The sequence below is a fragment of the Bradyrhizobium sp. MV1.5 genome (assembly GCF_055807615.1).
Genome location: NZ_JBVVPL010000011.1, coordinates 15,412 through 39,966, shown reverse-complemented (window position 1 = coordinate 39,966; position 24,555 = coordinate 15,412). Strand labels below are relative to the sequence as shown.

Genomic DNA, 24,555 nt, shown 5'->3' with positions numbered 1-24,555 from the left:
CGGGTCGGCGCGAGTTCTGCATCCACCCGTGGTCGCTGCAGTCGCGGATGCCGCCGGCTTCCGCAGCACGGACATCGCGCACCCCCGGAATGTCCGGATCACCGGCGGCCCTTCCGTGAACATCAGCATAGTGATCGCTCCTCGCGCGACATCTCAGCGCCGCTCAGGCCGGCAAAGGCCTGGAGCGCAACGCCAAAGCCAATCCACACACCGTCGATCGGCCTTTGAAGTGTGACCGCGACCATGAACCGGTCAGACTTAGAATGTCCTGATCACGATTGACCCGCTCAGTCGGACCGTCGCGGTGAGCCGGCCTCAGCGTGATGACGACAGTGCTCTTGGCCAACACACCACCAGCAGAGTGGGCATGTCATCTGCCCGAAAAGCTGAGCCGGAAGTGCATCGACAAGGTTTGAAAGAGCCCGCCGCAGGCGAAGCGTTTGCAGTGAATCTCTTTGCGGCGGACTGTCGAGCTGGCGAGAAAGGGATCTGAAGCGATGCCTCAGACTGGGCGGTTTTCGCTTCTGTTCTTCACCGGCTCCATTTTGGCTAGGCCGTCCTCGTATGAGATCTCCGTGTATGATCCATTGATTTCCTTGGCTGCATCGAGCAAGTAGTCGAGCCTTGCGGCGGTACCGAGCTTCTTGAGGTCGTTCTTGTCGATGCCGGCGAGGTCCATCATCTCCTTCCATACGGTTGATTCGTTGCAAGGCAGAATGCGGAAGGTGATTTCGCCTATTTTTGTGCGGTACTTCGCGAGCAGATCAATGTTGTTGCAGAAGATGAAATAGCTGCCGTTGGGGCTCAGCCTGCCATCCAGCACCTTCGCGGCCTCGGGTAGATAAGCGAAGGAATGCAGATATCCGGCAAGGACTGGGATGGCTGGTTCGCCTTCTTGTGCAATTGCAAGAACTTGTTCGATGGAATAATCCGGCGGTCGTTTTTCGTCGGCGAGCTGGGCTTGGAACTTCAGCGCGATGTCGCCTCGAAACCCAAATCGCCCGGACTTCGTTGTTTCACTCTTAAGCACCGCATTCAGCAATCGCCCCTCCTTGTCCAGCGGGCCAAGAGCGGTGTTGTCGATTGAGGTCATGGAAGTCTCCTCATCAATTTGTGGTGTGCACGGGTCGCCCAATGCGACGTGCCCCTACCTTCCTGCAAGTTGTTTGCCGTCCGCGATGTCTGCAGCGACGTAGAGCGAAAACGGCGGCTTGGCGCGATTTGGGGGGATACCTGCTGCCACCATCACGAGGCCTCGCACGCATGACTTCCTGCTGCCGGAAAGCCGCCTGTCGCGAACCCGACAGGTCGCAAATCGAATGGTGGGCCTCTGCAATAGAAGCTGGTTTCATCTGCATCTCGACTGGCATGGGATTTGCCATTTGTGCTTTGCGAGAGAACTGAGAACGAGCCTGAGATGATCAACCTAACGAATAGCGCCATCAACGCACTGAAGGCCGCAATCTCCTCGACAGCGCAGCCGGCAACCGGTTTGCGGATCATGATCGAAGGCGGCGGCTGCCAGGGATTCACATATAAAATGGGTCTTGCTCATGAGCCAAGCTCCGATGAGACCGTGTTCGAGCAAGGCGGGATTAAAGTCTTTGTCGACAACGCGAGCCGGGCGCATCTCAACGGCACCACGATCGATTTCGTGGTGTCGCTCGAAGGATCAGGATTCCGCTTCGATAACCCAAATGCCAAATCGAGCTGTTCATGCGGCAAATCGTTCAGCTGAGTCGCCTTGGTACGCTTGGCAATGGAATGAGCATCGAACATGGGCCTGAAGGCTGAACGGACGAAGCAGTCTTGGACTATCGAGCCTTCCGATCGCGAGCGGATTGTCCGCGCCGTGCTCGATGAGAGTCGGCCAAGCCTCAGGCGCGATCGGGGACATTGTGAGCTCGTCGCAATAGACGGAAACAAGATCATGGTCGGGCTAACCGGCGCTTGCAGGGTATGCAAGCTTGCGGGCACGACGCTCGCGGCTATTCAGGCGCGCCTGATCGAGCGGCTCGGAAAGTTTGCCCGCCTGATCCCGTTCCCCGGAGCTGCCAAAGTGAGGGCTTAAATGCAGAGCGAACTCTCCGTGCGGCCGATTTACCTGGACAATAACGCCACGACCCCTGCACATCCTTTGGTGGTCGCCGCGATGCTGCCGTTCTTCTCTGGGCAATTCGGCAATGCGTCGTCCGGGCATGCATTCGGCATTGAGGTTGCACCCGCATTGACGCAGGCGCGCCGAAATGTGCAGGCTCTCATTGGCGCGGCATTCGATCACGAAATCGTTTTCACCTCCGGCGCGACGGAATCTGACAACACTGCGATCCTGTCCGCGCTCGCCGTGCAGGAAGGACGCGACGAGATCGTCACAACCACCGTTGAGCATTCGGCCGTGCTCTCTCTTGCCGAGGAGCTGGGCCGACGAGGAATCAAGATCCATGTCATTCCGGTCGATGCAAGCGGTCGATTGGACATCGAGAGTTATGGCAATGCCTTGTCGGAGCGTACGTCAGTCGCCTCGATCATGTGGGCCAATAATGAGACCGGTACGATCTTTCCGGTGAAGTCCCTCGCCAAGATGGCGCGCTCAGTCGGCGCGCTCTTTCACACCGATGCAGTCCAGGCCGTCGGGCGGATTCCCATTGACCTGAAGACAACGGACATCGATATGCTGTCGCTCTCCGGCCACAAGCTCCATGGTCCGAAGGGCATCGGCGCGCTGTATGTCCGCAAGGACATTAAGTTCCGGCCGCTGATCTTCGGCGGCGTGCAAGAGCGGCGTCGCCGCGCTGGCACCGAAAACGTCCCAGGCATTGTTGGGCTCGGCAAGGCGGCGGAACTCGCGGCGGCACACCTCATACAAGATCAGATCCAGATTTGCGCCCTTCGCGACCGGCTGGAGCGCGGCATTCTCGCGCTCGGCGGTTGCATCGTGCTTGGTGATATCAAAAACCGCCTGCCAAATACCTCTAACATTGCCTTCGAGCGTCTCGAAGCGGAGGCCATCGTCCACCACCTGAATCGTGACGGAATTGCCACCTCACTCGGTTCAGCCTGCGCGTGCGGCTCGATGGAGCCGTCCCATGTCCTGCGCGCGATGAGAGTAGCGCCGGCGTTTTTGCGGGGTGCGGTTCGCTTCTCGCTCTCGCGAGAGACGGCGCTGGATGAGATCGATCGTGTGCTGCAAGTTCTGGCGCACATTACTTCCGAACAGAGAGCCTTGTTGCGTGCGTGTCAGGAGCGTGCGGGCGAGAGTTCGCAACCTGCAGAGCCCCTATGAAGGTCATGATTCGTCGTTCGCCTGAGACAGGCCTTTCGATTTATGTACCCAAGAAAGATCTTGAGGAGCCGATCGTCGGCTGGGAGCACGAGACGCTGTGGGGTGGTTGGATTAAAATCGCAAACGGCTGGGTGCTCGACCTACCGGCGATGGCGAGCGACACCACCCTACCAATCACCATAAACGCCAAGAAGCGCGGCGGCGAAGCAACCGAAAAATGAAACTCCGTGTCTATGGACGTCGTCAAACTGGGATGTCCAGGGAAGTCTTGGCGGGCGCGGTGAGCGCTTACCGGTCAACGCGACAGCCCATGCAGCCTTGTTCGGAACCAAGATCGTGCTGCCGCGCGCTGCCAAAGGCAGTATCTTGGCCGGGGCGCAGCATCGAGGCATCCGGTCAGCGGGATGGCGTTGGTGGGGAGGCCTTCGCGACCTCCCCTTTTCGGCGACCGCCAGGCCGCTCGTTGCATTCCGCGCGTCTTAACAGCGTCAGGCCAATGGCTGGACTCCATAAGGTTCAGCTTTGAATGGTTAAGTCGCGCGCCGGCCCAGATCGCAGGCTCAGAAGTATCAACCTTCGTGATGATCCCTGACCCTGGCGAGCGGGCGTTTCTCTTCACCTGGTTGACAATGCCCTTCCGGAGCATCACGCAGGGGTCCGCGTGATCTTCCATGGCATAGGTCAGTCACAGGACTGCTTTCTCTGCTTCTAGGCTCGCCTTATCAACCTGTCCTTCAAAGCGCCCCGGACGTCTTTTGCGGATTGTGCTTTGCCTAGGCGTCACGTTCTGACGGAAGATCAACTTTCAATCGACGCCACCCGCCTGCCGTTTGCCGAAGCCATAGCTGAAGCAGCCTGCCGGGCCTCAAAACAATGGTGTCAGCGCTGTTGTGATCGCAACCCCTGTCAGCTTTCCAACATGAATTGATAAAGCTAACAATCGACCAGGGCTTAGCTAAGTGCTTGAAAGCGAAATGTTAAATTCATCCTGCAGGAATGGCACGCCAGTTGCTCTTGGCTTTCCGGAAAGACTCTGGGGATGCTTGCCGAAAGGGTTCGGCTTGCGAAGAGAATTGGAACAATGAGTACTTCAGCGCAACACCAGGTATCGTGCGGCGGCGAGATCAGCGAGACCATGCAAGTCATGGCGACGCACAAGGGCTGCGGTACGATCGGTGGCAGCGGTAAGGCAAGCTGCGGATCTCAGGCTGGCATCGCCAATCTGCCAATTGAGATCTGGGAAAAGGTGAAGAACCATCCGTGTTACAGCGAGGAGGCGCACCACCATTATGCCCGCATGCATGTCGCCGTCGCACCCGCCTGCAATATCCAATGCAATTACTGCAATCGTAAGTACGATTGCGCTAACGAATCGCGTCCTGGCATTGTCAGTGAAAAGTTGACGCCGGTGCAGGCCGCCAAGAAGGTGCTGGCGGTCGCTTCCGCGATCCCTCAGCTGAGCGTGGTCGGCGTTGCCGGTCCTGGCGATCCGCTCGCGAACCCGGACAAGACATTCAGGACATTCGAGCTCGTCAATAGGCTCGCGCCAGATCTCAAGCTGTGCCTCTCGACGAACGGCCTTGCGCTACCCGATCATGTCGACACAATCGCGAGACTCAAGGTCGACCACGTGACGATCACGATCAACATGATCGACCCCGAAATTGGTGCAAAGATCCATTCGTGGATCTTTTACGGCCACAAGCGCTGCACCGGCATTGAAGCCGCAAGAATACTCAGCAATCGACAGCTCCAAGGGCTGGAGATGCTTACCGCGCGCGGCGTCCTGTGCAAGGTCAACTCGGTGATGATCCCCGGGATTAACGATCAGCATCTGGTCGAGGTTAACAAGGCCGTGAAGTCGCGCGGCGCCTTCCTGCATAACGTGATGCCGCTGATATCGTCGCCGGAGCATGGGACCGTCTTCGGCCTCAGGGGGCAACGCGGCCCGACTGCACAGGAAGTGACAGCATTGCAGGATAGCTGCGAAAGCGAGATGAACATGATGCGTCACTGTCGCCAGTGCCGGGCCGACGCCGTCGGACTGCTCGGGGAGGACCGCGGCGCGGAGTTCACCATGAAAAAAATAATGGCGATGGACATCAAATACGACGAGCAGGCCCGGAAGGAGTATCAGGCTAAGGTTGAGAAGGCGCGCACCGCGAACCTTGTGGCCAAGCAGGAGGCGCTTGCGCGGCTCGCCAGCGCGTCCAGCGAAATCAAGGTGCTGGTGGCGGTTGCAACCAAGGGCTCGGGATTGATCAACCAGCACTTCGGTCATGCCAAGGAGTTCCAGGTCTACGAGCTCTCGACTTCAGGCGCAAAATACGTTGGGCATCGAGCAATCCATTCCTATTGCCAAGGTGGTCATGGCGAGGACAGCAAGCTCGAAATGGCCATCGGCGCCATCAAGGATTGCCACGCCATATTCGTGTCAAAGATCGGCGGCTGCCCGAAGGCCGAATTGATCAAGGCCGGCATAGAGCCGGTCGATCGGTACGCCTGCGAGTTCATCGATGGCTCGGTCACCGCCTGGTTCAAACTCTATCTCGATAAAGTCAATGAGGGGAAGATCCATCACGTTGAAAGGGTCGATGCAGCGGCCCGCTCCAACGCGCTGACTTCCGCCGCCTGAGGATGGGTTCAAGTAATGCCGTTCAAGATCATCGCGTCGCAATGCACGGGCTGTTCGGCGTGCGAAACGCAATGCCCGAACCTCGCTATTTCCGAGCGAGCCGGCGGTTTCCTGATTGATCCTGAGAAATGCACCGAGTGCGCCGGCTGCTTTGACGAGCCACAATGCGTGGCGGTTTGCCCCGTTGACAATACATGCGTGCTCGACGCGGCGCTGCCGCGTCACCAGGAGCCTGCTTGAGGGCCACGATCGGTGTCATGACGACACTAGCGGTTCAGAAACTCGGGCGGTTGATGCTCCGCATTGACGGGCGGCGGCCGGGCTGTGCGAGACGTTGTATCGAACTGTGGAACGGGGACGACAGCATGAGCAACATCGCCCGCGATAGTGAGATCGTCGAGCTGACGGACGCCCCCTTGTTTGACTATGGCGACAAGGTGCGGGCCAACCGCACCATCCGCAACGACGGCACTTATGTGGGCAAGGAGATTGGTGAGGTTCTGGTCAAGAAAGGTGAGCTTGGCTATGTCGTCTCGATCGGCACGTTCCTACAACAATTTTATATCTATGGGGTCGAATTCCTCGGCTCCGGCTATCGCGTCGGCATGAAAGGCAAGGAGCTCGATCTAGTCAGGCGAAGCCGCGAAGGCGAGGAGCCTTCCTTGCCAGGAGCGGCATCCCGATGATCGAACCAAGACTGCCAAGATACCGGTCAGGCCAACGTGTCAAGGCGGCGATAGATCTGCTCAACGACGGTTCCTTTCCCGACGCGTCGCCGGAAGAGTGTCTGGTCAGCGTCGGGCACGTTGGTGAGATCGTCCAGATCGGTCGCCATACGGAAGCGAACCTATTCATTTATATGGTCGATTTCGGCAAGCAGTTGGTGGTTGGCTGCATCGAGGCAGAAATCTCTGCACTTTAGGAGATTGCGCAATGAACGCGGCAATCATCAGAAGACATCATGCCGGCTTGCCTGCCCATCCCAACGAGCTCGACCGATGGCGAATCGTGCGCGCACTCACGAAGCGCGAGCGTTACCGATATGTCTCGCCAGAGGTGACTGCGGTTCCTGGCGGCTATCTAGTCGAGAGCCCGTGTTGCTCAGGCAATATCAATGCGGAGGGCGGCCTCGTCGAGATCGCGCTGCTGCGCCACGACAGGACGGGGGCGGCATGGCAGCTGTTCCGCAAAGATCACGGTAAGGGCGTCTGGGAGTGGCATTCGACCCATCAGCGGCTTGGCTTGGCGACAACGGTTCTGAATGCCGATCCTGAACGTTTATTCTGGCGATGAGGATTTGTGGATGGTGCGCCAAGGCGAATTGACCATGATCGAGCAGACGCTCGCCGCTATTGACACAGGCTCTGAGCCCTGCCTGACGCTCCGGCAGAAATTTCCACATCTTGCCTGGATTTGTTGCGACGCCTCCGACATGACGCACACTCCGTTCCGCCGGTTTGGCCAGTTCGAGCTGCATTTACTCGACTGCGGAGATCAATGTGCACAGATCACGAATGATCGGCGGCGCGCCAGCGGCATTGTGCTGGCCAAGCGCTCTGCCATGTCATGATCAAGCAATCGCCTGCCGGTGCCAGGCTCACAGGGCGCTAGGCCCGCGGGTTGTTTGCCATGCCTTCGTGCCCGGCCTGGCGAAATATCACGATCAGGTCGCTCGCTCATTCATCGGGTCCATGACACGGGTCAGGCGATGGTTTCGCATCTTGTTCGCTGAGGATGGAGTTTCCTGGCTATCTCTACGTGGCCCCTTCGATCAAGAATACTGCGGCGGTCAAATGAGGAAGAGCAAGCCGTGCTCGATCTGCTGACGAAGAAAACCTCAGCCGTCGCAGGATTCGCATTTGTGACTACTCGACCTAGTTCCGCAGAACCCCAGCAGGTATGAGAGGACGTTCATTCTTCGCGCGGTAACGCCGTACACTCGTGAAAGCCGGTTCATCATGCGCGGGAGCACAACGATCGTCCTGGCCGATCCAGCGCTACTCCACGCCTGAATATTGCTCTGCGAAACGTCTTCTTGAGACGAAGTTGATGTTAGGAAGAAGCGCTTTCGAGTTGTTCTTTGAAGGACCGAATCGATCATCCCTGTCTTGATAGCTTGCTTCCATGTTGAACCGCCTGGCGTGCGTCGGGAATCGGGTTTGTCACGCGGACAAAGATACAGAAGGACAGAGAACAAATTCGCGTGTAGTTCATGTTCTTATCTGGAAGATAAAAGCCCGCTTGAATAGTTGCCGATGGTCATTGATATGGTAATGGGAAGCAGCTGCGGCGTTTTTCAAAAACGAGGCGCTGCAGATAGATGTGCAAAGCGAAATCGGAGAACATGACGTGGCGAAAAGCACCAAGCGCAAAGAATATAGTAAGGACGAGGTCAAGCTGCTCAAGGCGCACTCAAGGGCCCGCACCCCTGTAGCTAGGGTTTCAAAGCTTATGAAGCGATCCGAAGGCTCCCTAAGGCAGAAAGCGTCTACCTTGGGGATTGGCTTGGGCCACCAGCGCTGAGATGGGATTCAGCTTCGGAAATCGACCGGCGCGATGATCGAGATCGTCAGGCGGCGTGCGATTGCCGGCCAGTTGGTCGTCTCAGGCTCGGCGCCGACGGTTAGGTCGTGCGGCGAACGAGCTGACCGGTTTCTCCGTCGATCCGGTTACTTGACCTAAACCCGACCGATTGTCGTGTTCAATCAGCGACTGAAGCGAATCGCTCGTCGCAACGTGCTGCTTAGGCGCTGAATATAGATTTGCCGGGCCCGGAAAATACGGTGTGCGAGCGCGTCGATCGACGGCTGGCACACCTCGTTCGCGCTAAGCCATCTGCCGCTGCGTCCACCCTGCTCAAGGCGCGGCGACTGAAACCTAGAATGCCCCAAGAGGAGAGATTGGTACCCTCTTTCCGACCCGTGGGCGCTGGATCGACCCCTTGAAGTTGCATGCCGGTAAGCCGCAGACAAAAGAGACCGCGGTCCGGCCCACGACGAAGTATAAGGAACTCCGGCGGGGAGATGTGCGTCCGGCAGGCGCAGAAGCGCGTACAAGCGTTTGTATGTTCATGGGCAGCCGCGCCGGCATCCGCTTGTGTTCGGATGATGTGAGGTGAGCAAAGCGGCCGTGAACGATGTTCATCGTCGTGATCGAGACCGTGGATATCGCCGCCGCGACCGCCGCGCGAATATCGCGGTGGCGGCGTCAGAGTTCATGACCGGTAACGAGAACTGAATTGCGGGTCGCACTCGCTAGCAGTGTTTGCGGCAGCATCGTCTCACCTGAAATCATCGAAGAACGATTGCGTCTGACGTCCCGCGGCCGGAACGCTCGTCCAACTGCACGATCGATATGTTGCCTCAGGCAATTTTAAGCGTGTCGCCGCCGATTTCGCGGTTGCAAGGGCAGAGCTCATCAGTCTGTATCGCATCCAGAACACGTAACGTATCGGTGGGGCTGCGGCCGACATTGGGGCTAGTCGCGTAGACATGCTGGATCGTGTTCTCAGGATCGACGATGAAGGTATAGCGATGTGCGATGCCATCACGCGAGCGCACTCCAAGGCCATCGACCAGTGCGCCCTTGGTGTCGGCAAACTGCCAGATGGATAGACGGTGCAGGTCCTTATGGTCACGCCGCCAGGCGAGCTTGCAAAACTCGTTATCGGTCGACCCACCAAGCACGATTGCGTCGCGATCGGCGAAATCCTTCGTCAGGCGGGCAAACTCGGCGATTTCGGTCGGGCAGACGAATGTGAAATCCTTCGGGTAAAAGAAGATGACTTTCCATTTGCCGGGGAAACTTCTCTCAGTCAGCGTCTCGAAAGCGCTTTGCCCGTCCTCCTCCTGCAGGTGAAAGCCGGGCTTCACGCCTATGATGTCGAACGGCGGCAACTTACTTCCAATTCCAAGCATATTGTCCTCACAACATCGGGTCTCACGGAACAGCCTTCAGCGACTGAGCAAGCAATATGCCACCCGATCTGGCGGCAAGTGCCCGCCATGCCCTCGTGGAACATTCGCCTTTGATGTTGGCGATGTCCTCGAGCTCGATCTGCAACATGTCGTCTCCTCAATTGTCTCGGGCGTAAGGCGCGGGAGTTCCCGTTTGTGCTCATTGGCCGGCGCTCGCAGTGGAATCCGAGCGCCGAGGCTTTGTCGGGTTTCTGTCAGAGCCCTTGCAGCTGTCCGGTCCGCCACAGCACGCTGGCGTCCGAGGCCACGCTGTTAGTCGAAGGTGATCAGAGGCTTAATGCAGGTGCGAAGGAAATGGCACGCCAGTTGCTAACTGGATGGAGCAACAACGAGCGAGGGCTGAGGGCACGCCGACGCTGATGGCGAGCGATGGCCTCCTTCCCGAAACTCGTGTGCCCAACGTTTCTACGAGAGAAACAGGCTCGCGCATTCGGCGCGAAAAATTAGCAATCGGTTGATGGAGAGCAACATGTCTTCGCTGAGACAAATCGCGTTTTATGGCAAGGGTGGCATCGGCAAATCGACGACGTCGCAGAATACGCTGGCGGCCCTGGCTGAGCTGGGCCAAAGGATTCTGATCGTCGGCTGCGATCCCAAAGCGGACTCGACTCGCCTCATCCTGCACGCCAAAGCGCAAGACACCATTCTGAGCCTGGCGGCGAATGCCGGCAGTGTCGAGGACCTCGAAATCGAGGACGTCATCAAGCTCGGCTACAGGGACATTCGATGCGTCGAGTCCGGTGGTCCGGAGCCGGGGGTCGGCTGCGCCGGACGGGGCGTGATCACGTCCATCAACTTTCTGGAAGAGAATGGCGCTTATGAGGACATCGACTACGTCTCTTACGACGTGCTCGGCGACGTCGTCTGCGGCGGCTTCGCGATGCCTATCCGTGAGAATAAGGCACAGGAAATCTACATCGTGATGTCCGGCGAGATGATGGCGATGTATGCCGCCAACAACATCTCCAAGGGTATTCTGAAGTATGCGAATTCCGGCGGCGTGCGTCTCGGCGGCCTGATCTGCAACGAGCGGCAGACCGACAAGGAGCTGGAGCTTGCCGATGCTCTTGCCAAGAAGCTCGGCAGCCGGCTGATCTACTTCGTGCCGCGCGACAATGTCGTGCAGCACGCGGAGCTGCGCCGAATGACGGTGCTGGAATACGCGCCGGACTCCAAGCAGGCGGATCACTATCGCAATCTCGCGACCAAGATCCACAATAATGCCGGACAAGGCGCTATCCCGACGCCAATCAGCATGGACGAGCTCGAAGATATGCTCATGGAGCACGGCATCATCAAGCCCGTCGACGAGAGCCAGGTCGGCAAGACCGCTGCCGAGCTTGCCGCTATTTCGGCATAGTTCATGTTGTCGGCCTTCTCGATCCGGGAAGGCCGACATCGTCCACTCAGAAGCTGTGCGAAAGTTATGATCGGCACACAAGGAAAAACGGCCGACACGATCTCATCTCGCGTATCGGTAGCTCACTCCGCCGAGCAGCGCGACGCGAGTGAGCTCTACCAGCTTCTGACCGGGCGCCATCCGGCAGAAGTCGACATCAGCAACAATGATGACTTCGATCACCATGTGCTCGCTTGCATTCTGGCCACATCAGCCATGGATGGCGGCCAACTTCCCGAGCGGGCTGGCTTGACCAACCAGGAGCTCAATGCGCTGTTGGTGCAATACTTCCCATCCACCCCGGTCAGGAGGTATACCTGGCGCGATCAGTCCGCCTTACCGGCGCCTGACGAGACAGTTATGGTACGCGACCTCCTGCTTGCGCAACGTTCCACTCTTGGCGAGGTTGGCGGCTGGCTCGCGACGATGATCGCGCGGCGCGCCATGGAGCCTAATCACTTGTGGGAAGATCTCGGCCTGCGGAAGCGGGATGAATTGTCCCGTGTCCTCATGCGCCATTTCGGGCCGCTGGCGGCTCGCAATACGAAGAACATGCGCTGGAAGCGCTTCTTCTATCGCATGCTATGCGAAGATGACGGCCTGGTGATGTGTACCACGCCGGTCTGCACGGAATGCAATGATTTTGATCTTTGCTTCGGCGAAGAGAGCGGGGAGAGCCGGATGGCCGGACGTCGGCGGGATCATCTGCGCCGCCTTGATGACGCCGTCCAAACCATCCCAAGCTTGAAAGGCTGAGTTCATTATTGATACCCCTCGTTGGCGCAATTGCGGGTATATCCTACGAGCTTTCGGCCACCTGTCGCATGGGGGGTGAAAACAGGCCGGGGCAAGCGATTGTGCGCACCCGACCTAAGGCCGAGGCGGCGTCTGATGATCGCGGGTTGATATCTGGCGGAGCCGACAATGCGCCGCTGAAGGAAGTTGCCGTCGCACCCAGACAGCTCTGTTGCGGTGACACCGGCGTACTGCTATCCGAACTGGAAAAAGCTGCGGTCGTCGTTGCAGCCGCTGCGCCCCGTACCATCCCGCTCAACGAGGCGATTGCCGAGGAGCATGTCTTTACCAATGCACCCGGCATCCACGACCACGGGCTGTTAAAGGACCCGGCGCAGCTACGAAGGGCTAGACCCGGGGCTGCTCGCCGCTCCTCCCGGGTTGTGATCGGAAAGCATTCAGGGTTTGCCGCGATCACCTTGCTGCTGTCGTGCAGCTTTCTTTCGGCGCCGAGCAAAGCGAAACCATCCCCACGCCCGTCCGCAAGCATGCCATCGAGCATCAAGGTTTGGTTGCGCAGGAAACGGTGTTGGCGATCTGGCGCGACATTCACGAGAGCTCGCTCGTCAACAGCGAATCAGCCACGCGCGTCGCGCGATCGGGTTGAAACATTCCAGCCTGGTCGTTTCTGGGCGCGGATCGAGATGGAGGGTGAGAATGACGACAGATGGGATCCTTGCGCGATTGAACAAGGCCTCGGCGGCAGAGGATTTTTTTGCACTGCTCGGCGTCGAGTACGATGCGAAAGTCGTCGATGTGGCGCGGCTTCATATCCTGCGTCGCATGGGCCAATATCTCGCAGGCGAGGAGTTGACCGGTGCATCTGATCCTGAGATCGCCGCGCGTTGCAGGGCCACGCTTGAGCGCGCCTATGCCGACTTCGTCACGTCCTCGCCGATCGAACAGCGCGTATTCAAGGTGCTAAAGGATGCGACCGCACCACAAGCGAACAAGCATCCCGCATTGGTCCAGCTCGATTTGTTAGAGTGAATTGAGCTTACATGTCGTGCTCTGGACCGTGAACGTCCCGAGAGCCTCACAGCAAGCCATGGCTTCGAATTCAAGCGGAAAGCTGCAGTTGCGGCCTCGCGGATCCGCGGCTCATCACCACGGCTCCTTAGGGGCCAATCACGACTCACCGCCGATATTTCCATCCTTTCGAGCTGGTACGCAGGTGTGCCTATCTCCTGCAATCATGCGCCGGCAGCGGGACCGCACATGTTGCGCGGAAAACTCAGCAAGGTTCAGATGAGTGTCTTCTGTCGCATTCCGGACACGGGTCAGTACGCTCTCGAATGTTTCGACCTCGTGAGAGGCCGCCAATCCGACTTACTTCTTCAGTAAGATTTTGAAATAGCGGCCAATTTTCATCGCCTGCGCAATTGGTACGACAATTGCTGACATATGCTCAGCTAGTTTGGAGCAGCGCATGCACGTCTTGGTTCGCATCGATTTTATTTTTGACGCCGCGCAGGTTCGCGCGCGCTGCCTGCCGGCACCATAATGCGTCGCGGCGCCAAAGCGATGGTCGCATGCCTGGCTGAGCTGAAAGGTGCGTTTGATTCGTGCGCCCCCGTTGGCCGATCCCTGGCCGAGGTTTCGCGGGGAGAGCCGTTGCTCAACAGCGCCGGCCGTGCGGCGCTGTTGACCGGGCGCCTTGAGCGCCGCCCCTCATGTCCTCGCCCGGAGTTGCGGGCCTGTCGCTATGATCGGCAAGAAACAAGCGCACTCGGAGCAATGAGATCGCGCTTCCACCGGCAACGACGCGGCCGACAATCGTACCAGCCGAGCCCCTCGCAGGTCCTTGATCTGTTGCACCTCGGTTGCATCTCTAAGATGAGGAGGACCAATCGATCGGCACGCCTGACCGGCCCGATCGGTGCCTTAGCAGTGCCGGGAACCAAACCGTCGTCCCAGAATGCCGCATCCGGAACGAACCGGAAGCGCGTGCTTCCGGGCTCGTCGTCAAGGTCCAGCAACGGCTGTATCGGCCCCACGCTGCTGCCAGGCCGTGCTGACGCGATGCCGGCCGGCATCCGGCCCGACGCTTAACTGAAGAAATCTTCAAGCGCAAATTCCAACCTGGAGGCGGAGCATGCGCCGCTGGCGAGCCGCTACTGAATGCGAATGGGAGTACAGATGATGAGCACCGCACCGAAAAGTGCAGCTCCGGCCGCGGGTGGTGGTCGCGCGGCGACCAAGAGGGAACTGCCCGAGCGATTTAAGCCGTATAAGCACGTCTGGGTTTTCATCGAGCAGGAACGCGGGGTTGTGCACCCCGTCTCATGGGAGCTGATGGGGGCCGGCCGCCGGCTCGCCGACAAGCTCAATGTTGACCTCGCCGCGGTTGTCATCGGCCCGGTCGGGGAGACAACGCAGCAGGCGGTCGCCGAATCCTTCTGCTACGGCGCCGACCTCGCCTATATCGTCGCGGACAATCTCTTGGCCGATTATCGCAACCAGTCCTATACCAAGGCCCTGTCAGAGCTGGTCAACACTTATAAGCCGGAAATCCTACTCCTAGGGGCAACAACACTCGGCCGCGATCTCGCCGGCTCAGTGGCCACCACATTGCTCACCGGCCTAACTGCGGACTGCACCGAGCTCGATGTCGATGCCGACGGCTCGCTTGCGGCGACCCGCCCGACGTTTGGCGGCTCACTGTTGTGCACGATCTACACACTCAACTATCGTCCACAGATGGCAACCGTCCGTCCGCGCGTGATGCCGATGCCCGAGCGCGTGACAGGCGCCGTCTCGCGCGTCATCTCGCATCCGCTCGGGCTTGTAGAAGAAGATATCGTCACAAAGGTCCTGTCCTTCCTGCCAGACCGCGATTCTGCAAAGTCCAACCTTGCCTATGCCGACGTGGTCGTCGCTGGAGGGCTCGGTCTGGGATCGCCTGAAAATTTCCAACTGGTACACCAGCTCGCGGACGTGCTTGGCGCCGAATATGGCTGCTCGCGGCCGCTGGTCCAGAAGGGCTGGGCCAGCTCGGACCGACAAATCGGCCAGACCGGGAAAACCATCCGGCCAAAGCTCTATATCGCGGCCGGCATTTCCGGCGCTATCCAGCATCGCGTCGGCGTGGAGGGCGGCGACCTCATCGTTGCCATCAACACTGACAAGAACGCTCCGATCTTCGACTTTGCCCATATCGGCATCGTCACCGACGCCATTCGACTGTTGCCGGCATTGACCTCTGCATTCCGCGCGCAGCTATCGCCGCACTCGCACGACCGCATCGCTGGCTAGGGGAGCTTGTTATGATTCAGGAAAGATTCGACGCCATCGTCGTCGGTGCTGGCATGGGCGGGAACGCGGCGGCGCTTACAATGGCCGAGCGGGGTCTAAAAGTGCTGCAGCTGGAACGCGGCGAGTATTCCGGGTCGAAGAACGTGCAAGGGGCCATCCTTTATGCGGATATGCTGGAGAAGCTGATCCCGAATTTCCGAGAAGATGCGCCGCTTGAGCGGCATCTAGTCGAGCAACGCTTCTGGATCGTGGACGAGCGTTCGCACACCGGGATTCACTATCGATCCGATGATTTCAACGAGGAGAAGCCGAACCGCTACACCATCATCCGTGCCCAGTTCGATAAATGGTTCTCCCAGAAGGTCCGCGAGGCCGGCGCTACGGTGCTGTGCGAGACCACGGTGACCGAGCTCCTCCAGGATTCCCATGGCAGGGTCGTCGGAGTGCGCACAGACCGCGATGGGGGTGCAATCCATGCAGATGTTGTCGTGTTGGCCGAGGGGGTGAACGGAGTGCTCGGGACGGGTGCGGGCTTAAGAGGGCGGCCGAAACCGGACAAGGTCGCACTCGCGGTTAAGGAGATGCATTTTTTGTCGCGCGAGACAATCGACGCTCGCTTCAATCTCAAAGGCGACGAGGGGCTCGTCATCGAAGCGGCCGGAACCATCTCCCGCGGCATGACGGGTATGGGCTTCATCTATTCCAATAAGGAATGCATCTCGCTCGGTATTGGCTGTCTTGTTGCCGACTTCCAGCGTACCGGTGAGACGCCTTACGGCCTGCTCGAGGGTTTCAAGCGTCACCCATCCGTCGCGCCGCTCATCGAGGGTTCGGAGGTCAAGGAATATTCTGCGCACTTGATACCCGAAGGAGGATACAGGGCGATCCCGCAGCTTTGCGGGGAGGGCTGGGTGGTCGTCGGAGATGCCGCCCAGCTTAACAACGCCATCCATCGCGAGGGGTCTAATTTGGCGATGACGTCGGGCCGTATTGCGGCGGAAGCGATCTGCCTTATCAGATCGCGAAAAGATCCGATGACGGCCAAAAATCTTTCGCTTTACAAGAAAATGCTAACTGATTCTTTCGTGATCAAGGACCTGAAGAAGTACAAGGATATGCCGGCACTCATGCATACCCACTCGCAGAACTTCTTTCTCACATATCCGCAGCTCTTCTCCAAGGCGATGCAGGATTACGTGCGCGTCGACGGCACACCAAAGCTCGAGAAAGAGAAGCTGATGCTGAGCTCGTTCATCAAGGCGCGGTCTTGGAGTGGGCTGTTTAGCGATGCCCTGCGCATTGCCCGGGCCTGGCGGTGATCCAAACCTAAGACAACGACGAACGACGGAGCCAGAAACAATGCCGAGCGAGCCATCCCAACGTGTCGAGGATAAACTATTCTACAACCGTTATCTTGTCGATTCCGGCCGTGCCCATATCAAGGTGCGTCCGCACACCACGCCATCCTCGCGGCTCTTGTCGATGTTGAAGGCCTGCCCTGCACGGTGCTACGAGCTCAGCGATAAAGGTCATGTTGAGGTGACAGTCGACGGGTGTATCGAGTGCGGCACCTGCAGGGTGATCTGCGAAGAAAGTGGTGATATCGAGTGGAGTTACCCACGCGGCGGTTACGGTGTCCTATTCAAGTTCGGTTAACACTTCGGGTGAGGACCCTGCCACGGCGGCTGCGTCGTTCTCGCGATCCAGCGAGATCACGCGTGGAATCGGGGTTAACCCGGGCACGTTCAACCGGTGTCCCAATCATTCCATCTACCCGGCGGTTCTGGCCAGTTTCGTCCTCCCTGGAAGGTGGCGGTGATCCGCCCGCCGCCGCCACCACTCGCTGCCTATCACCTACTGACGGAATGTTGGAAGCAGGCCTTCGCTCGGCCGTAGCCACCGACCCGACAACATGCCATTCCGCGCCTTGTAGACTAGAAAAGCACGAGCGCATCACGAAAATAGCGCGTTCTGAGTCTTCGCGCGACCGCCGGTTCCGCGTTCGTCAGGCGGACTGGGCGCATGCACCACACAACTTTGCACTTCCAGCCGCACTTCACTTAGCTGCTGCAATAGTCTGACCGCATCCGATCGCAACTTCCATCGCGATCAGCACGACTATAACCCTCCAAACGCAGCGAGCGCCGTGTCTCGATGATGCCCGTCGGCGCGTTGGCCGTTCCGGAGATGGCCCGCAGTTTGCGCTGGAGCATCTCAAGCCGCTCCTTCAATTCGTCTTCGTCTTTCAGGCGCGAATAGAGCCGCTCCAGCGCCGGCTTGCCCCAGAGTGCGTCGGGCTTCTCCGCAATGGCTGCGCGGCCCGCCACACGCTGCTGGACCAGGAGCGCATCGCCGATCAGCTGGAGAATGCCCTTGGGTCCCCGCGCGGTCGGCCGCGCTCGGCTAGTTCGCGTGCAAAGGGTGTCTTCGCGCCGGCGGCCGCAGGATTTCCGATTCAAGAGGGGAGGTAGAATGATTGTTCGAAACGGCACAGGTTGAGCAAAGGCGAGGCACCCATGTGTGTTCAATTTCATCCAGAGTATGTCAGCTAGCTCACACGGCGAGCCTTGCGGGGGCGGAACGTTTCGACGCGCAATCAGAGGCTTAAGGGCGGTGGCGGGGATGGCATAGCTGTTGCTATCGAAATCTCGCAGACCGAGCGGAGGCTGAGTGCACACCCGGTCCGACATGGCGGAAGCAGGACGTTAGCGGTCGACCCAGGTGCGGAAACTGAAATGCGGTTTCGAGCGGTCTACCACACAAGGCCTGAGTAAAAAGGCAAGAGGGACCTGGACCATGCATATCGAACCGGGAATAGTAACAGGCGCCAAGCTTGTGTTGAGCTACGCGATAGGCCTTGCGACGTGCTGCGTCGCCGCCAAGCTTCTGGTCGAGACTATGCGCGAGCGGGGCGCTCTGTCATTTGCCCTGCAAGCCATCGCCGCGACGCTTGTGTTCATGTTCTTCGAGATCCTGCCGCACTTTGCGGTTGGCGTCTCCGAGGTGCGCTTCGTCCCCGGCTCGATGCTGTTTCTGTTGTTCGGCGCGGCGGCGGCTGCGTTTGGTCTTGCGCTCGGCCTGTTGCTGGAAAACATACTCTTTGTTCCGGCCCACCTGCCGCAATTTGGTATGAACGCCACGACGCTTCTGGTGCCGTTGTTTGCAATGCAGGCGCTCGCCAGTCGGCTCATCCCGTCCAACACCGCGCATCGCGATCTGCAGTACAGCAAGGCGCTTGCCCTCTCGACGGCGTATCAGTGTGGTATCGTTGTCTGCGTCACGTTTTGGGCCCTCTACGGCGCGGGCTTCGGCACCGCCAATCTCTATAACATCGCATGGTTCGGGGTTTCCTACGCACTTGTGGCCCCGGTCCAGCTAGAGGTTGAGATGGCTGTGCTGGCGCTCGCGAAACAAGTTGGGCGGCGTGACTGCGGGCGGAGTTGTCGCCAACCGCCTGTAGAAGGCATGTTGCCGTTGATAACAACGATGGCCGTCGGAGCGCCCGTTTTGCTCAAGCGATGCATACGCTTTCCCTTACAGTTGCCGTGAGCAGCGACCGCGGACGGCGCGTGCTTGCTGCTATCGGTGCCAGAAAGGCGGCCGAGCTTATGCTCATTTCGGACAAGGCCACCGGGAAATCTTATCACGCCGACTTGCGGCCGGCCGTCTGCGCCTGCTTCGTCGCTAATCAGCGGACGCGCACGACGGAGTTCGTCCTGCCGGTGCGCGATGCAGCCGAGGCGGACTGCCGCAATGACGTGGAGCACGGGGCCGATTCGCTCAGCGCAGCAGCCGGGTCGCACAGCATCGCGGGCGAGGTTGGAGGTGAGGGGAGGGGTGCGCTGCTGATTCAGGAGGAATCATCTGTCGAGCGAGCTTACCTACGGAACATTAGCACTGCTGCGATCGAGCGCCTTTGGCCACTTGGCAGCGCTCTGCTGCGCTCGTCGGGAATGGTTGCGGTCGGACAAAGAAAATCGCCATGCCGGGCTTGATCGTGGTGTTGACCATGCTCGCACTGTTCAGCATCGTCCTGGCCGGCGGGCTGACGGGGCCGGCAAAGGTCATCAGCACCGACACCCTTGAAATCAACAGAACACGCGTTCGACTCTGGGGTATTGACGCGCCGGATGAGACCCAAATGTGCCGAGATATCAAGGGCAATCCATATCAATGTGGCCTCAGGGCCGCGCGCGATCTTGAAAGCTTCGTTGAAGATCGCGAAGTCAGTTGCGTGCCAGTCCTGGAGGATGAGTGTGGACGGACGATAGCGACCTGTTCAGCTGGTGGCACCGATGTTGGAGAATGGTTGGTGCGCAACGGTCTCGTGCTCGATTGGAAGCAATACTCCAGGGGACGATACTATGCTGCGCAACGCGCGGCCGATCGTGCCGGGCTGGGCTTATGGGCGGGCAGCTTTGCCGTACCTTGGTTATATCGAGCGTGCATTCGGTTGGGTGGTCGACCAGCCAGCTGTTCTGACGACGCGAACGCACATCCTTGATGGCTACCCCTACACCAGAATACGCGGTTGCTCCGCGTGAGGTGACAGTCGCGGGCGAGCTGGCTCGATCGGGAGTGAGTCAAGCTCACCACTGCCGCCCAACCATGCTCAACGAGTAGGATGGTCTCGTACTCTTGGGCGGGATGGTTGGAAGCAGTTCGGAGCAAATGAAGACGCTCTGCCGATCATAACGTTCTGTGATGCATCTTCTCCCCTGCAGCTCCGTAGGGCAGACATCGTATGACTCGGGCAAGCGATCTTTCGTGGCCGGCGCCCGGAGCATCAGCGGCATAGCTGGGATCCATTACTGTTCTATTCGTATTCGCGAGTTCGGAGGCGAATTGTTCGTGCCGCTCCGGGTGTTACATCGTGCCAGACGCCATGGCCGTGGGCACGCCGATTGTCGACGGGCGTATCGTGCTCACCATGGGCGTTCGCGTTGCGACACTGAGGCTCGCGGTCAACAGGTCTCGGCCCAGAGGGCCTGCATCGGCATCCGGTTCACGGCGACTTTCTTCGGCCATCATCACTGCTCCCTTCTCGGCGCCGCGCCCCTCGGCGGTGCGCTGGAACGCGCCCAGGTCGACAAACACGGCGGCCAGTCTCTGCGATCGTTGCGGCGCTGACCTGCTGTTGGTCAATGCTTCGATGTTTTCGTCAGGACACGAGCTTCAGCCCGACAATGCCGGCCACGATCAGTCCGATGCTGGCAAAGCGAAACGCGGCGGCCGGCTCCCCGAACAGGATGATGCCGAGCGCCGCGGTGCCGACCGCACCGATGCCGGTCCAGACCGCATAGGCAGTTCCAATGGGCAGCGTCTTCAGAGCAAGGCCGAGCAAGATCACGCTGCCAGCCATGGCCGCGAGCGTGAGCACGGACGGAACAAGCTTGGTAAAGCCCTGAGTGTATTTGAGTCCGATTGCCCAGGCGACTTCCAGGAGGCCCGCGACCAACAAAATGCTCCAGGCCATGGCAACCCTCCGTTCATGGCGGGGTCGTCCCCGCGGCTGATGTGATGATGAGCGGCAAGGCCGTCCTCGCCTGGGCTCCCGATTCGTTTCGATCAGTCAGGGTCAACTGCTCTCAAGGATGAGCATTCCGACCTCAGTGGCTCGGCGAATTCACACGATCGACAAAGTAGAAAACCGTCCGCGCCGTTCATGCGACTGGTAATCTTGCAAAAAGCCGCCCCTTCGAAGAGATCCTTGTGTCTGTCGCGGAGAAGGTTGCCCAGAACGTGGCGTCGCTCAAAATCCATGCAGCAGAAGGTAACGTCGCCGTTTGGCAGAAGAACATTCCGATATTGCCGTTCGTCTGGACATCTCAACGCTCCAAGGATTGGCTGTCGTGCTTCAACCATCCTAAGCTCGCCGCTCCCAGGCCTGCTGCGCGGGGGACGCGAGCGAACGAGCGCTTCGTCAGGTATTATGTCGAGTAGCTCAGGATGCACCTCGCCCATGACTATGAAGAGCAGTGACGAAATGCCGGCATCAACAAGTTGGCGCATCAAATCGACATAGTTGCGTCTGACGAGACCACTGTCCATATGCGTGCCGTCGTCAAAAACGTGCACCAGGAAACCGCGGAACTGCAACGCACGCAAGCGTCTTAGATCCCGCCCATTCATTCCTACGAGAGTTGTGAAAATCCGGATTCCATGGCCACACGCGTAGGCATGCTCAACCATTTCGGTGCAAGCCGGATTGAGCCAAGGCTCCGAATACCCGGAAAAGCTGATGTCCACAGTTGCTGGTACGCGCGCCAGGCATCGCTTGAAATCTTGCAAAGAAAGATGCTTCACGTCGGATATAGCTCTTTGCCGTTCGGCGAACTTGTCCTGCGGGCAATAAGAACATCCGACGACACAGCCCGTTGTCGTGGTTACCTCCAAGACCCTGCCGCCACTAATTGCAGAGCGCAGCTCCTGTGCAGTCATCGATTGTATATTATCCACATCCGCGCTCCGCCATTGGGAACAAAGAGATCTTGAGGGGGCACCCTCGCGTTGCATCCCTCATGTCGGTTCGCTCATGCATCATCCTCGTTCGTCGCTCATCATCGTGACACTTCACGGTCGCCAGCCGCGGCCGCGATAGATGAAGACAGCGCCGACGGCTCACTCACCCTAGCGCCCCCAGTCCAGCAGGATCCGGTGGCTGCCGAGTGCACATGCATCGACGGCGTCGATCTAACCTTTCGCTTGTTCCAACAAGCATCACTCATGCCATTGGCGGTATTGTCCATAAGCCGACACATCCGCGATAACTGTCTTCGCAATGGCACAACGGAGGCGCAACTGCGATCGAAAGCGTACAATATGACGCTATGTACGATTCAAGCTCTCTCGAAATGAGTTGAATGGCAGCCTTCCTATGAAATGTGAGGCCGTTGCCGCCGCCCCAACGGCCATGTCATCATCATCGACGTGCATCGGGATCGGCCGCGCGAAGTGCCGACTGGGAATGCACTTTGCCGCAGTCACGAGTGCGAATTCTTTACCACCGCTTCAAGCACCAAGTCGTGAATTTCAACAGTTGGAAACGCTATACGAGGGAGCGGCGTCGTCATGCTCTTCGTATGCTCGGGAGGGCGGCTGGATAAATATCCGGGCGCCGGGGCTACGGTCGGACTTGCGAGGCGTCTTCTCGATGATGGGTCCAGAACAGGAGTGGGGCCGCGCTGGCCTTGCGCACGAATGTTCCGCCCTAATGGCTTCCGACTTTCTAAACCGCTGGAGCAAGTCGGCGGCGCTAGTAGGGCACGGGCGACTTCACCTATATCTAGGGTATCGCCATGAGCAGTTTTCTCGGGCGCGGTTCGCTCATCGTCTTTCACGAGGGATCAGTTCACCGACAACCCCATTGCGGTGTTCATCGGACAAAACTCGAGTGGCACGCGCAATTTCGCTTCGACTCCGAGCGTCCTGCCGACCTTGATGCGCTTCTCGCTCGGTGTCGCATACAACGACGTCCTCAACCGACTTCGATAGCCGCACGCTTGCCGCTTGGTCATGTCCTCGATGCGCCGGCAGCTTAGTGTTTCGTTTACCAATCTCAGGTAAGAAAGTGTGCGTTATGTAGGGTATGTGGGCTATGTGCCCCAATTGTGGAGGTCGCTATGACTGCGGACGAGCCATCTTGGAAGATATTGATCGCCTTCTTGACGGTAATCACGCTGTCCACGGTTTTGCTTCACGCTGGGCACAAGCCGGAGATCGCGATCATGCCGTGCTTTCTGTTGTCGATGCTGATGCAGGGGCGGCTGACCGAGTGATGGCTTCGACCAAAAAGCCTACCGATCTCGCAGACAAGAGTCCTTCCGGTCCGGCCGATGTGATGCGCGCCCCCCGCATCCTAATCGTCGATGACGATAAGGCTGATGCAGATCGCATTGGAACGGCGTTAAAAAATCCCCTGACGAAAATTGGGCAGCTTGATTGCAAGATAGAGTGGGTCAACGACGTAGCAAGCGCTCGCCAATATCTCGAGAAAGATGATATCGACTTGTATTTCCTTGACCTTGATATCTCGGAATACTGGGGAAAGCCGACCGACAAGGAAACGGGCAAAGCTTTCGTGAAAGCTGTAATCAACAATACGAATGCTGGCATCATCGTATGTTCTAATCTGCCGATTGACGAGGAGGCGCCACCTCTCATCGAGTATGGAGCAGATGATTACGTCGAAAAATCCTACGGCTTCATGGCAATCGCACCCCGGGCAATGTCGGTCTGGCGAAGAACGCATACCGAGAGGCGTTCCAAGCAATCGCATTCCGGCCGGAGGTTTCGGATCGGGAATTGGATGTTCACGATTGGTGATCGTCAGATTACCGATCGTTTGGGGATCTCCAAGCGGCTTTCGATAACCGAACACATTTTCCTGCGCCATCTCTGTGCGGTGCAGGGTCATGCTATCGATAGCGAAGTCTTCAACATCGAGGTGCTGCGTAGAGAGAAAGGTGATAAGCACGTTCGACTGGACGTCTTCGTGCCAAGGCTTCGCGCCAAGTTGAACAACACGATCGACTTGGTTCCCCAAGGGCGAACGGGGATTTACAGGCTCTTGGACGTTGAAGAAGTGTTCTCCTTATAGTTTGCTATGGCGCCTTGAGTGTAGTTTTCAAGTTTTGAGGATCCCAATACGGATCGATGAACGGGCACTTGTAGTTGGGTCCGATATATTCCCTCTCGGCGTCATCAAAAGAAGATCCGAGCCGCACCATGAGACTCCTCAGGTATGATCAGGAAAGCGGCGTCCTCTTGTATAAAGTTTAGGTCGCCGACGTGCCACCACTCTCGTTGCCATTCGAAGAAGTAGGTGGTTTTGCCTGGTGCCTGGCTGGCAGCCGACCACCTCGAGCCCTCGCTTTCGCGAGCGTCAGCCGATTCTTTCCAAATCGGCCAGACACTTTTCGAGGTTATCCTTGGCTTCGCTTAAAAGCCTCTTCGTCTCGCTCAGTCGCTTGAGGTCAGGTTTCACCGGGCCGGCACCCACCGCGCTTAAGTGATGGCAAACAGTCGTGAGATCGCTCGACATATCCTCGAGAACGAAAGCTATATCTTCGAGCGGCACTAGGCCCCGAAAAAAAGGTGTTGGATACAGTGTCGTCCTGGCCGGTCGGCCCCTCGAACTTCACCTCAACGAGCGGGACTAGGACATCGCGATTGTCACGCGCAGCTCTGCCCATACTCATGACCAGCGAGC

26 protein-coding genes and 1 pseudogene are annotated in these 24,555 nt (G+C 58.5%); 21 read left to right on the top strand and 6 right to left on the bottom strand.

Features of this window, described 5'->3' with window-relative positions:
- Positions 1–502: 502 nt before the first annotated feature.
- A complete protein-coding gene (locus AC0L2J_RS13245) occupies positions 503–1,093 on the bottom strand; it encodes a hypothetical protein (protein ID WP_473390429.1) in 591 nt (196 codons plus the stop codon).
- 324 nt (positions 1,094–1,417) lie between these two features.
- Here AC0L2J_RS13245 and AC0L2J_RS13240 point away from each other — a divergent pair, with 324 nt between their 5' ends.
- The 10 genes from AC0L2J_RS13240 (at position 1,418) to AC0L2J_RS13195 (ending at position 7,488) form a co-directional block, all read left to right on the top strand.
- Positions 1,418–1,738, top strand: coding sequence for an iron-sulfur cluster assembly accessory protein (locus AC0L2J_RS13240; RefSeq protein ID WP_007600027.1), 321 nt, complete (start codon positions 1,418–1,420; stop codon positions 1,736–1,738).
- Positions 1,739–1,777: 39 nt separating this feature from the next.
- Positions 1,778–2,071 (top strand): NifU family protein, encoded by a 294-nt coding sequence (locus tag AC0L2J_RS13235; RefSeq protein ID WP_473390425.1) that lies wholly within the window; start codon positions 1,778–1,780, stop codon positions 2,069–2,071.
- Positions 2,072–3,283, top strand: a complete 1,212-nt coding sequence (nifS, locus tag AC0L2J_RS13230; RefSeq protein ID WP_473390421.1) for a cysteine desulfurase NifS — start codon at positions 2,072–2,074, stop codon at positions 3,281–3,283.
- Positions 3,280–3,504: a putative nitrogen fixation protein NifT gene (gene nifT, locus AC0L2J_RS13225; RefSeq protein ID WP_007600030.1), complete on the top strand. Its 225-nt coding sequence runs from the start codon at positions 3,280–3,282 to the stop codon at positions 3,502–3,504. The genes nifS and nifT overlap by 4 nt, the downstream gene beginning before the upstream one ends.
- Before the next feature lie 860 nt (positions 3,505–4,364).
- A complete protein-coding gene (gene nifB, locus AC0L2J_RS13220; RefSeq protein WP_473390417.1) occupies positions 4,365–5,918 on the top strand; it encodes a nitrogenase cofactor biosynthesis protein NifB in 1,554 nt (517 codons plus the stop codon).
- Positions 5,919–5,933: 15 nt separating this feature from the next.
- On the top strand, positions 5,934–6,158 hold the full coding sequence (locus tag AC0L2J_RS13215; RefSeq protein ID WP_473390413.1) for a 4Fe-4S binding protein: 225 nt from the start codon (positions 5,934–5,936) through the stop codon (positions 6,156–6,158).
- A gap of 125 nt (positions 6,159–6,283) precedes the next feature.
- A complete protein-coding gene (locus tag AC0L2J_RS13210; RefSeq protein ID WP_007600033.1) occupies positions 6,284–6,604 on the top strand; it encodes a nitrogen fixation protein NifZ in 321 nt (106 codons plus the stop codon).
- Positions 6,601–6,840: a nitrogen fixation protein NifZ gene (locus tag AC0L2J_RS13205; RefSeq protein WP_473390409.1), complete on the top strand. Its 240-nt coding sequence runs from the start codon at positions 6,601–6,603 to the stop codon at positions 6,838–6,840. The genes AC0L2J_RS13210 and AC0L2J_RS13205 overlap by 4 nt, the downstream gene beginning before the upstream one ends.
- Before the next feature lie 11 nt (positions 6,841–6,851).
- Positions 6,852–7,211, top strand: coding sequence for a DUF3024 domain-containing protein (locus AC0L2J_RS13200; RefSeq protein ID WP_473390406.1), 360 nt, complete (start codon positions 6,852–6,854; stop codon positions 7,209–7,211).
- A 10-nt stretch (positions 7,212–7,221) separates the two neighbouring features.
- Positions 7,222–7,488 carry a hypothetical protein gene (locus tag AC0L2J_RS13195; RefSeq protein WP_473390674.1) on the top strand — a complete coding sequence of 89 codons (267 nt, stop codon included), beginning with the start codon at positions 7,222–7,224 and terminating at the stop codon, positions 7,486–7,488.
- Between the two features lie 1,792 nt (positions 7,489–9,280).
- On the opposite strand, the gene AC0L2J_RS13190 is transcribed toward AC0L2J_RS13195, so the two are convergent.
- A complete protein-coding gene (locus tag AC0L2J_RS13190; RefSeq protein ID WP_007600041.1) occupies positions 9,281–9,835 on the bottom strand; it encodes a peroxiredoxin in 555 nt (184 codons plus the stop codon).
- Positions 9,836–9,857: 22 nt separating this feature from the next.
- Positions 9,858–9,983: a hypothetical protein gene (locus AC0L2J_RS13185; RefSeq protein ID WP_283808813.1), complete on the bottom strand. Its 126-nt coding sequence runs from the start codon at positions 9,981–9,983 to the stop codon at positions 9,858–9,860.
- Positions 9,984–10,364: 381 nt separating this feature from the next.
- On the opposite strand from AC0L2J_RS13185, the gene nifH reads away from it, so the two are divergent.
- From nifH to AC0L2J_RS13150, 7 genes are all read left to right on the top strand, one after another.
- Positions 10,365–11,255, top strand: a complete 891-nt coding sequence (gene nifH, locus AC0L2J_RS13180; protein WP_007600043.1) for a nitrogenase iron protein — start codon at positions 10,365–10,367, stop codon at positions 11,253–11,255.
- A 66-nt stretch (positions 11,256–11,321) separates the two neighbouring features.
- Positions 11,322–12,050, top strand: coding sequence for a nitrogen fixation protein NifQ (locus AC0L2J_RS13175; protein ID WP_473390670.1), 729 nt, complete (start codon positions 11,322–11,324; stop codon positions 12,048–12,050).
- Positions 12,051–12,519: 469 nt separating this feature from the next.
- Positions 12,520–12,696: a hypothetical protein gene (locus AC0L2J_RS13170; protein WP_473390401.1), complete on the top strand. Its 177-nt coding sequence runs from the start codon at positions 12,520–12,522 to the stop codon at positions 12,694–12,696.
- 50 nt (positions 12,697–12,746) lie between these two features.
- Complete coding sequence (gene nifW / locus AC0L2J_RS13165) at positions 12,747–13,079, top strand: nitrogenase stabilizing/protective protein NifW (RefSeq protein ID WP_473390398.1); 333 nt, start codon at positions 12,747–12,749, stop codon at positions 13,077–13,079.
- A gap of 1,149 nt (positions 13,080–14,228) precedes the next feature.
- Positions 14,229–15,344: an electron transfer flavoprotein subunit alpha/FixB family protein gene (locus tag AC0L2J_RS13160; RefSeq protein ID WP_473390394.1), complete on the top strand. Its 1,116-nt coding sequence runs from the start codon at positions 14,229–14,231 to the stop codon at positions 15,342–15,344.
- An 11-nt stretch (positions 15,345–15,355) separates the two neighbouring features.
- On the top strand, positions 15,356–16,663 hold the full coding sequence (locus tag AC0L2J_RS13155; protein WP_473390390.1) for an FAD-binding protein: 1,308 nt from the start codon (positions 15,356–15,358) through the stop codon (positions 16,661–16,663).
- A 40-nt stretch (positions 16,664–16,703) separates the two neighbouring features.
- Complete coding sequence (locus tag AC0L2J_RS13150) at positions 16,704–17,000, top strand: ferredoxin family protein (protein WP_007600062.1); 297 nt, start codon at positions 16,704–16,706, stop codon at positions 16,998–17,000.
- A 400-nt stretch (positions 17,001–17,400) separates the two neighbouring features.
- On the opposite strand, the pseudogene AC0L2J_RS13145 reads toward AC0L2J_RS13150, so the two are convergent.
- A pseudogene (locus AC0L2J_RS13145) lies at positions 17,401–17,766 on the bottom strand (RMD1 family protein); the annotation flags it as partial.
- 374 nt (positions 17,767–18,140) lie between these two features.
- Between AC0L2J_RS13145 and AC0L2J_RS13140 the strand changes: the two are divergent.
- Genes AC0L2J_RS13140 through AC0L2J_RS13130 form a run of 3 tightly spaced genes read left to right on the top strand, consistent with a single transcriptional unit; the run spans position 18,141 to position 19,848 of the window.
- Positions 18,141–18,893: an energy-coupling factor ABC transporter permease gene (locus tag AC0L2J_RS13140; protein WP_473390386.1), complete on the top strand. Its 753-nt coding sequence runs from the start codon at positions 18,141–18,143 to the stop codon at positions 18,891–18,893.
- Between the two features lie 20 nt (positions 18,894–18,913).
- Positions 18,914–19,339 (top strand): SAM-dependent methyltransferase, encoded by a 426-nt coding sequence (locus tag AC0L2J_RS13135; RefSeq protein WP_473390382.1) that lies wholly within the window; start codon positions 18,914–18,916, stop codon positions 19,337–19,339.
- On the top strand, positions 19,327–19,848 hold the full coding sequence (locus AC0L2J_RS13130; protein WP_473390378.1) for a thermonuclease family protein: 522 nt from the start codon (positions 19,327–19,329) through the stop codon (positions 19,846–19,848). Before AC0L2J_RS13135 ends, AC0L2J_RS13130 begins: the two co-directional genes overlap by 13 nt.
- Positions 19,849–20,505: 657 nt before the next feature.
- Here the strand turns inward: AC0L2J_RS13130 and sugE are convergent.
- Positions 20,506–20,820 carry a quaternary ammonium compound efflux SMR transporter SugE gene (gene sugE, locus AC0L2J_RS13125; protein ID WP_204513354.1) on the bottom strand — a complete coding sequence of 105 codons (315 nt, stop codon included), beginning with the start codon at positions 20,818–20,820 and terminating at the stop codon, positions 20,506–20,508.
- A 92-nt stretch (positions 20,821–20,912) separates the two neighbouring features.
- Entirely contained in the window at positions 20,913–21,803 is an 891-nt protein-coding gene (locus tag AC0L2J_RS13120) for a radical SAM/SPASM domain-containing protein (protein ID WP_473390375.1), read from the bottom strand.
- A 1,183-nt stretch (positions 21,804–22,986) separates the two neighbouring features.
- Here AC0L2J_RS13120 and AC0L2J_RS13115 point away from each other — a divergent pair.
- Entirely contained in the window at positions 22,987–23,943 is a 957-nt protein-coding gene (locus AC0L2J_RS13115; protein WP_473390370.1) for a response regulator, read from the top strand.
- Positions 23,944–24,555: the final 612 nt, after the last annotated feature.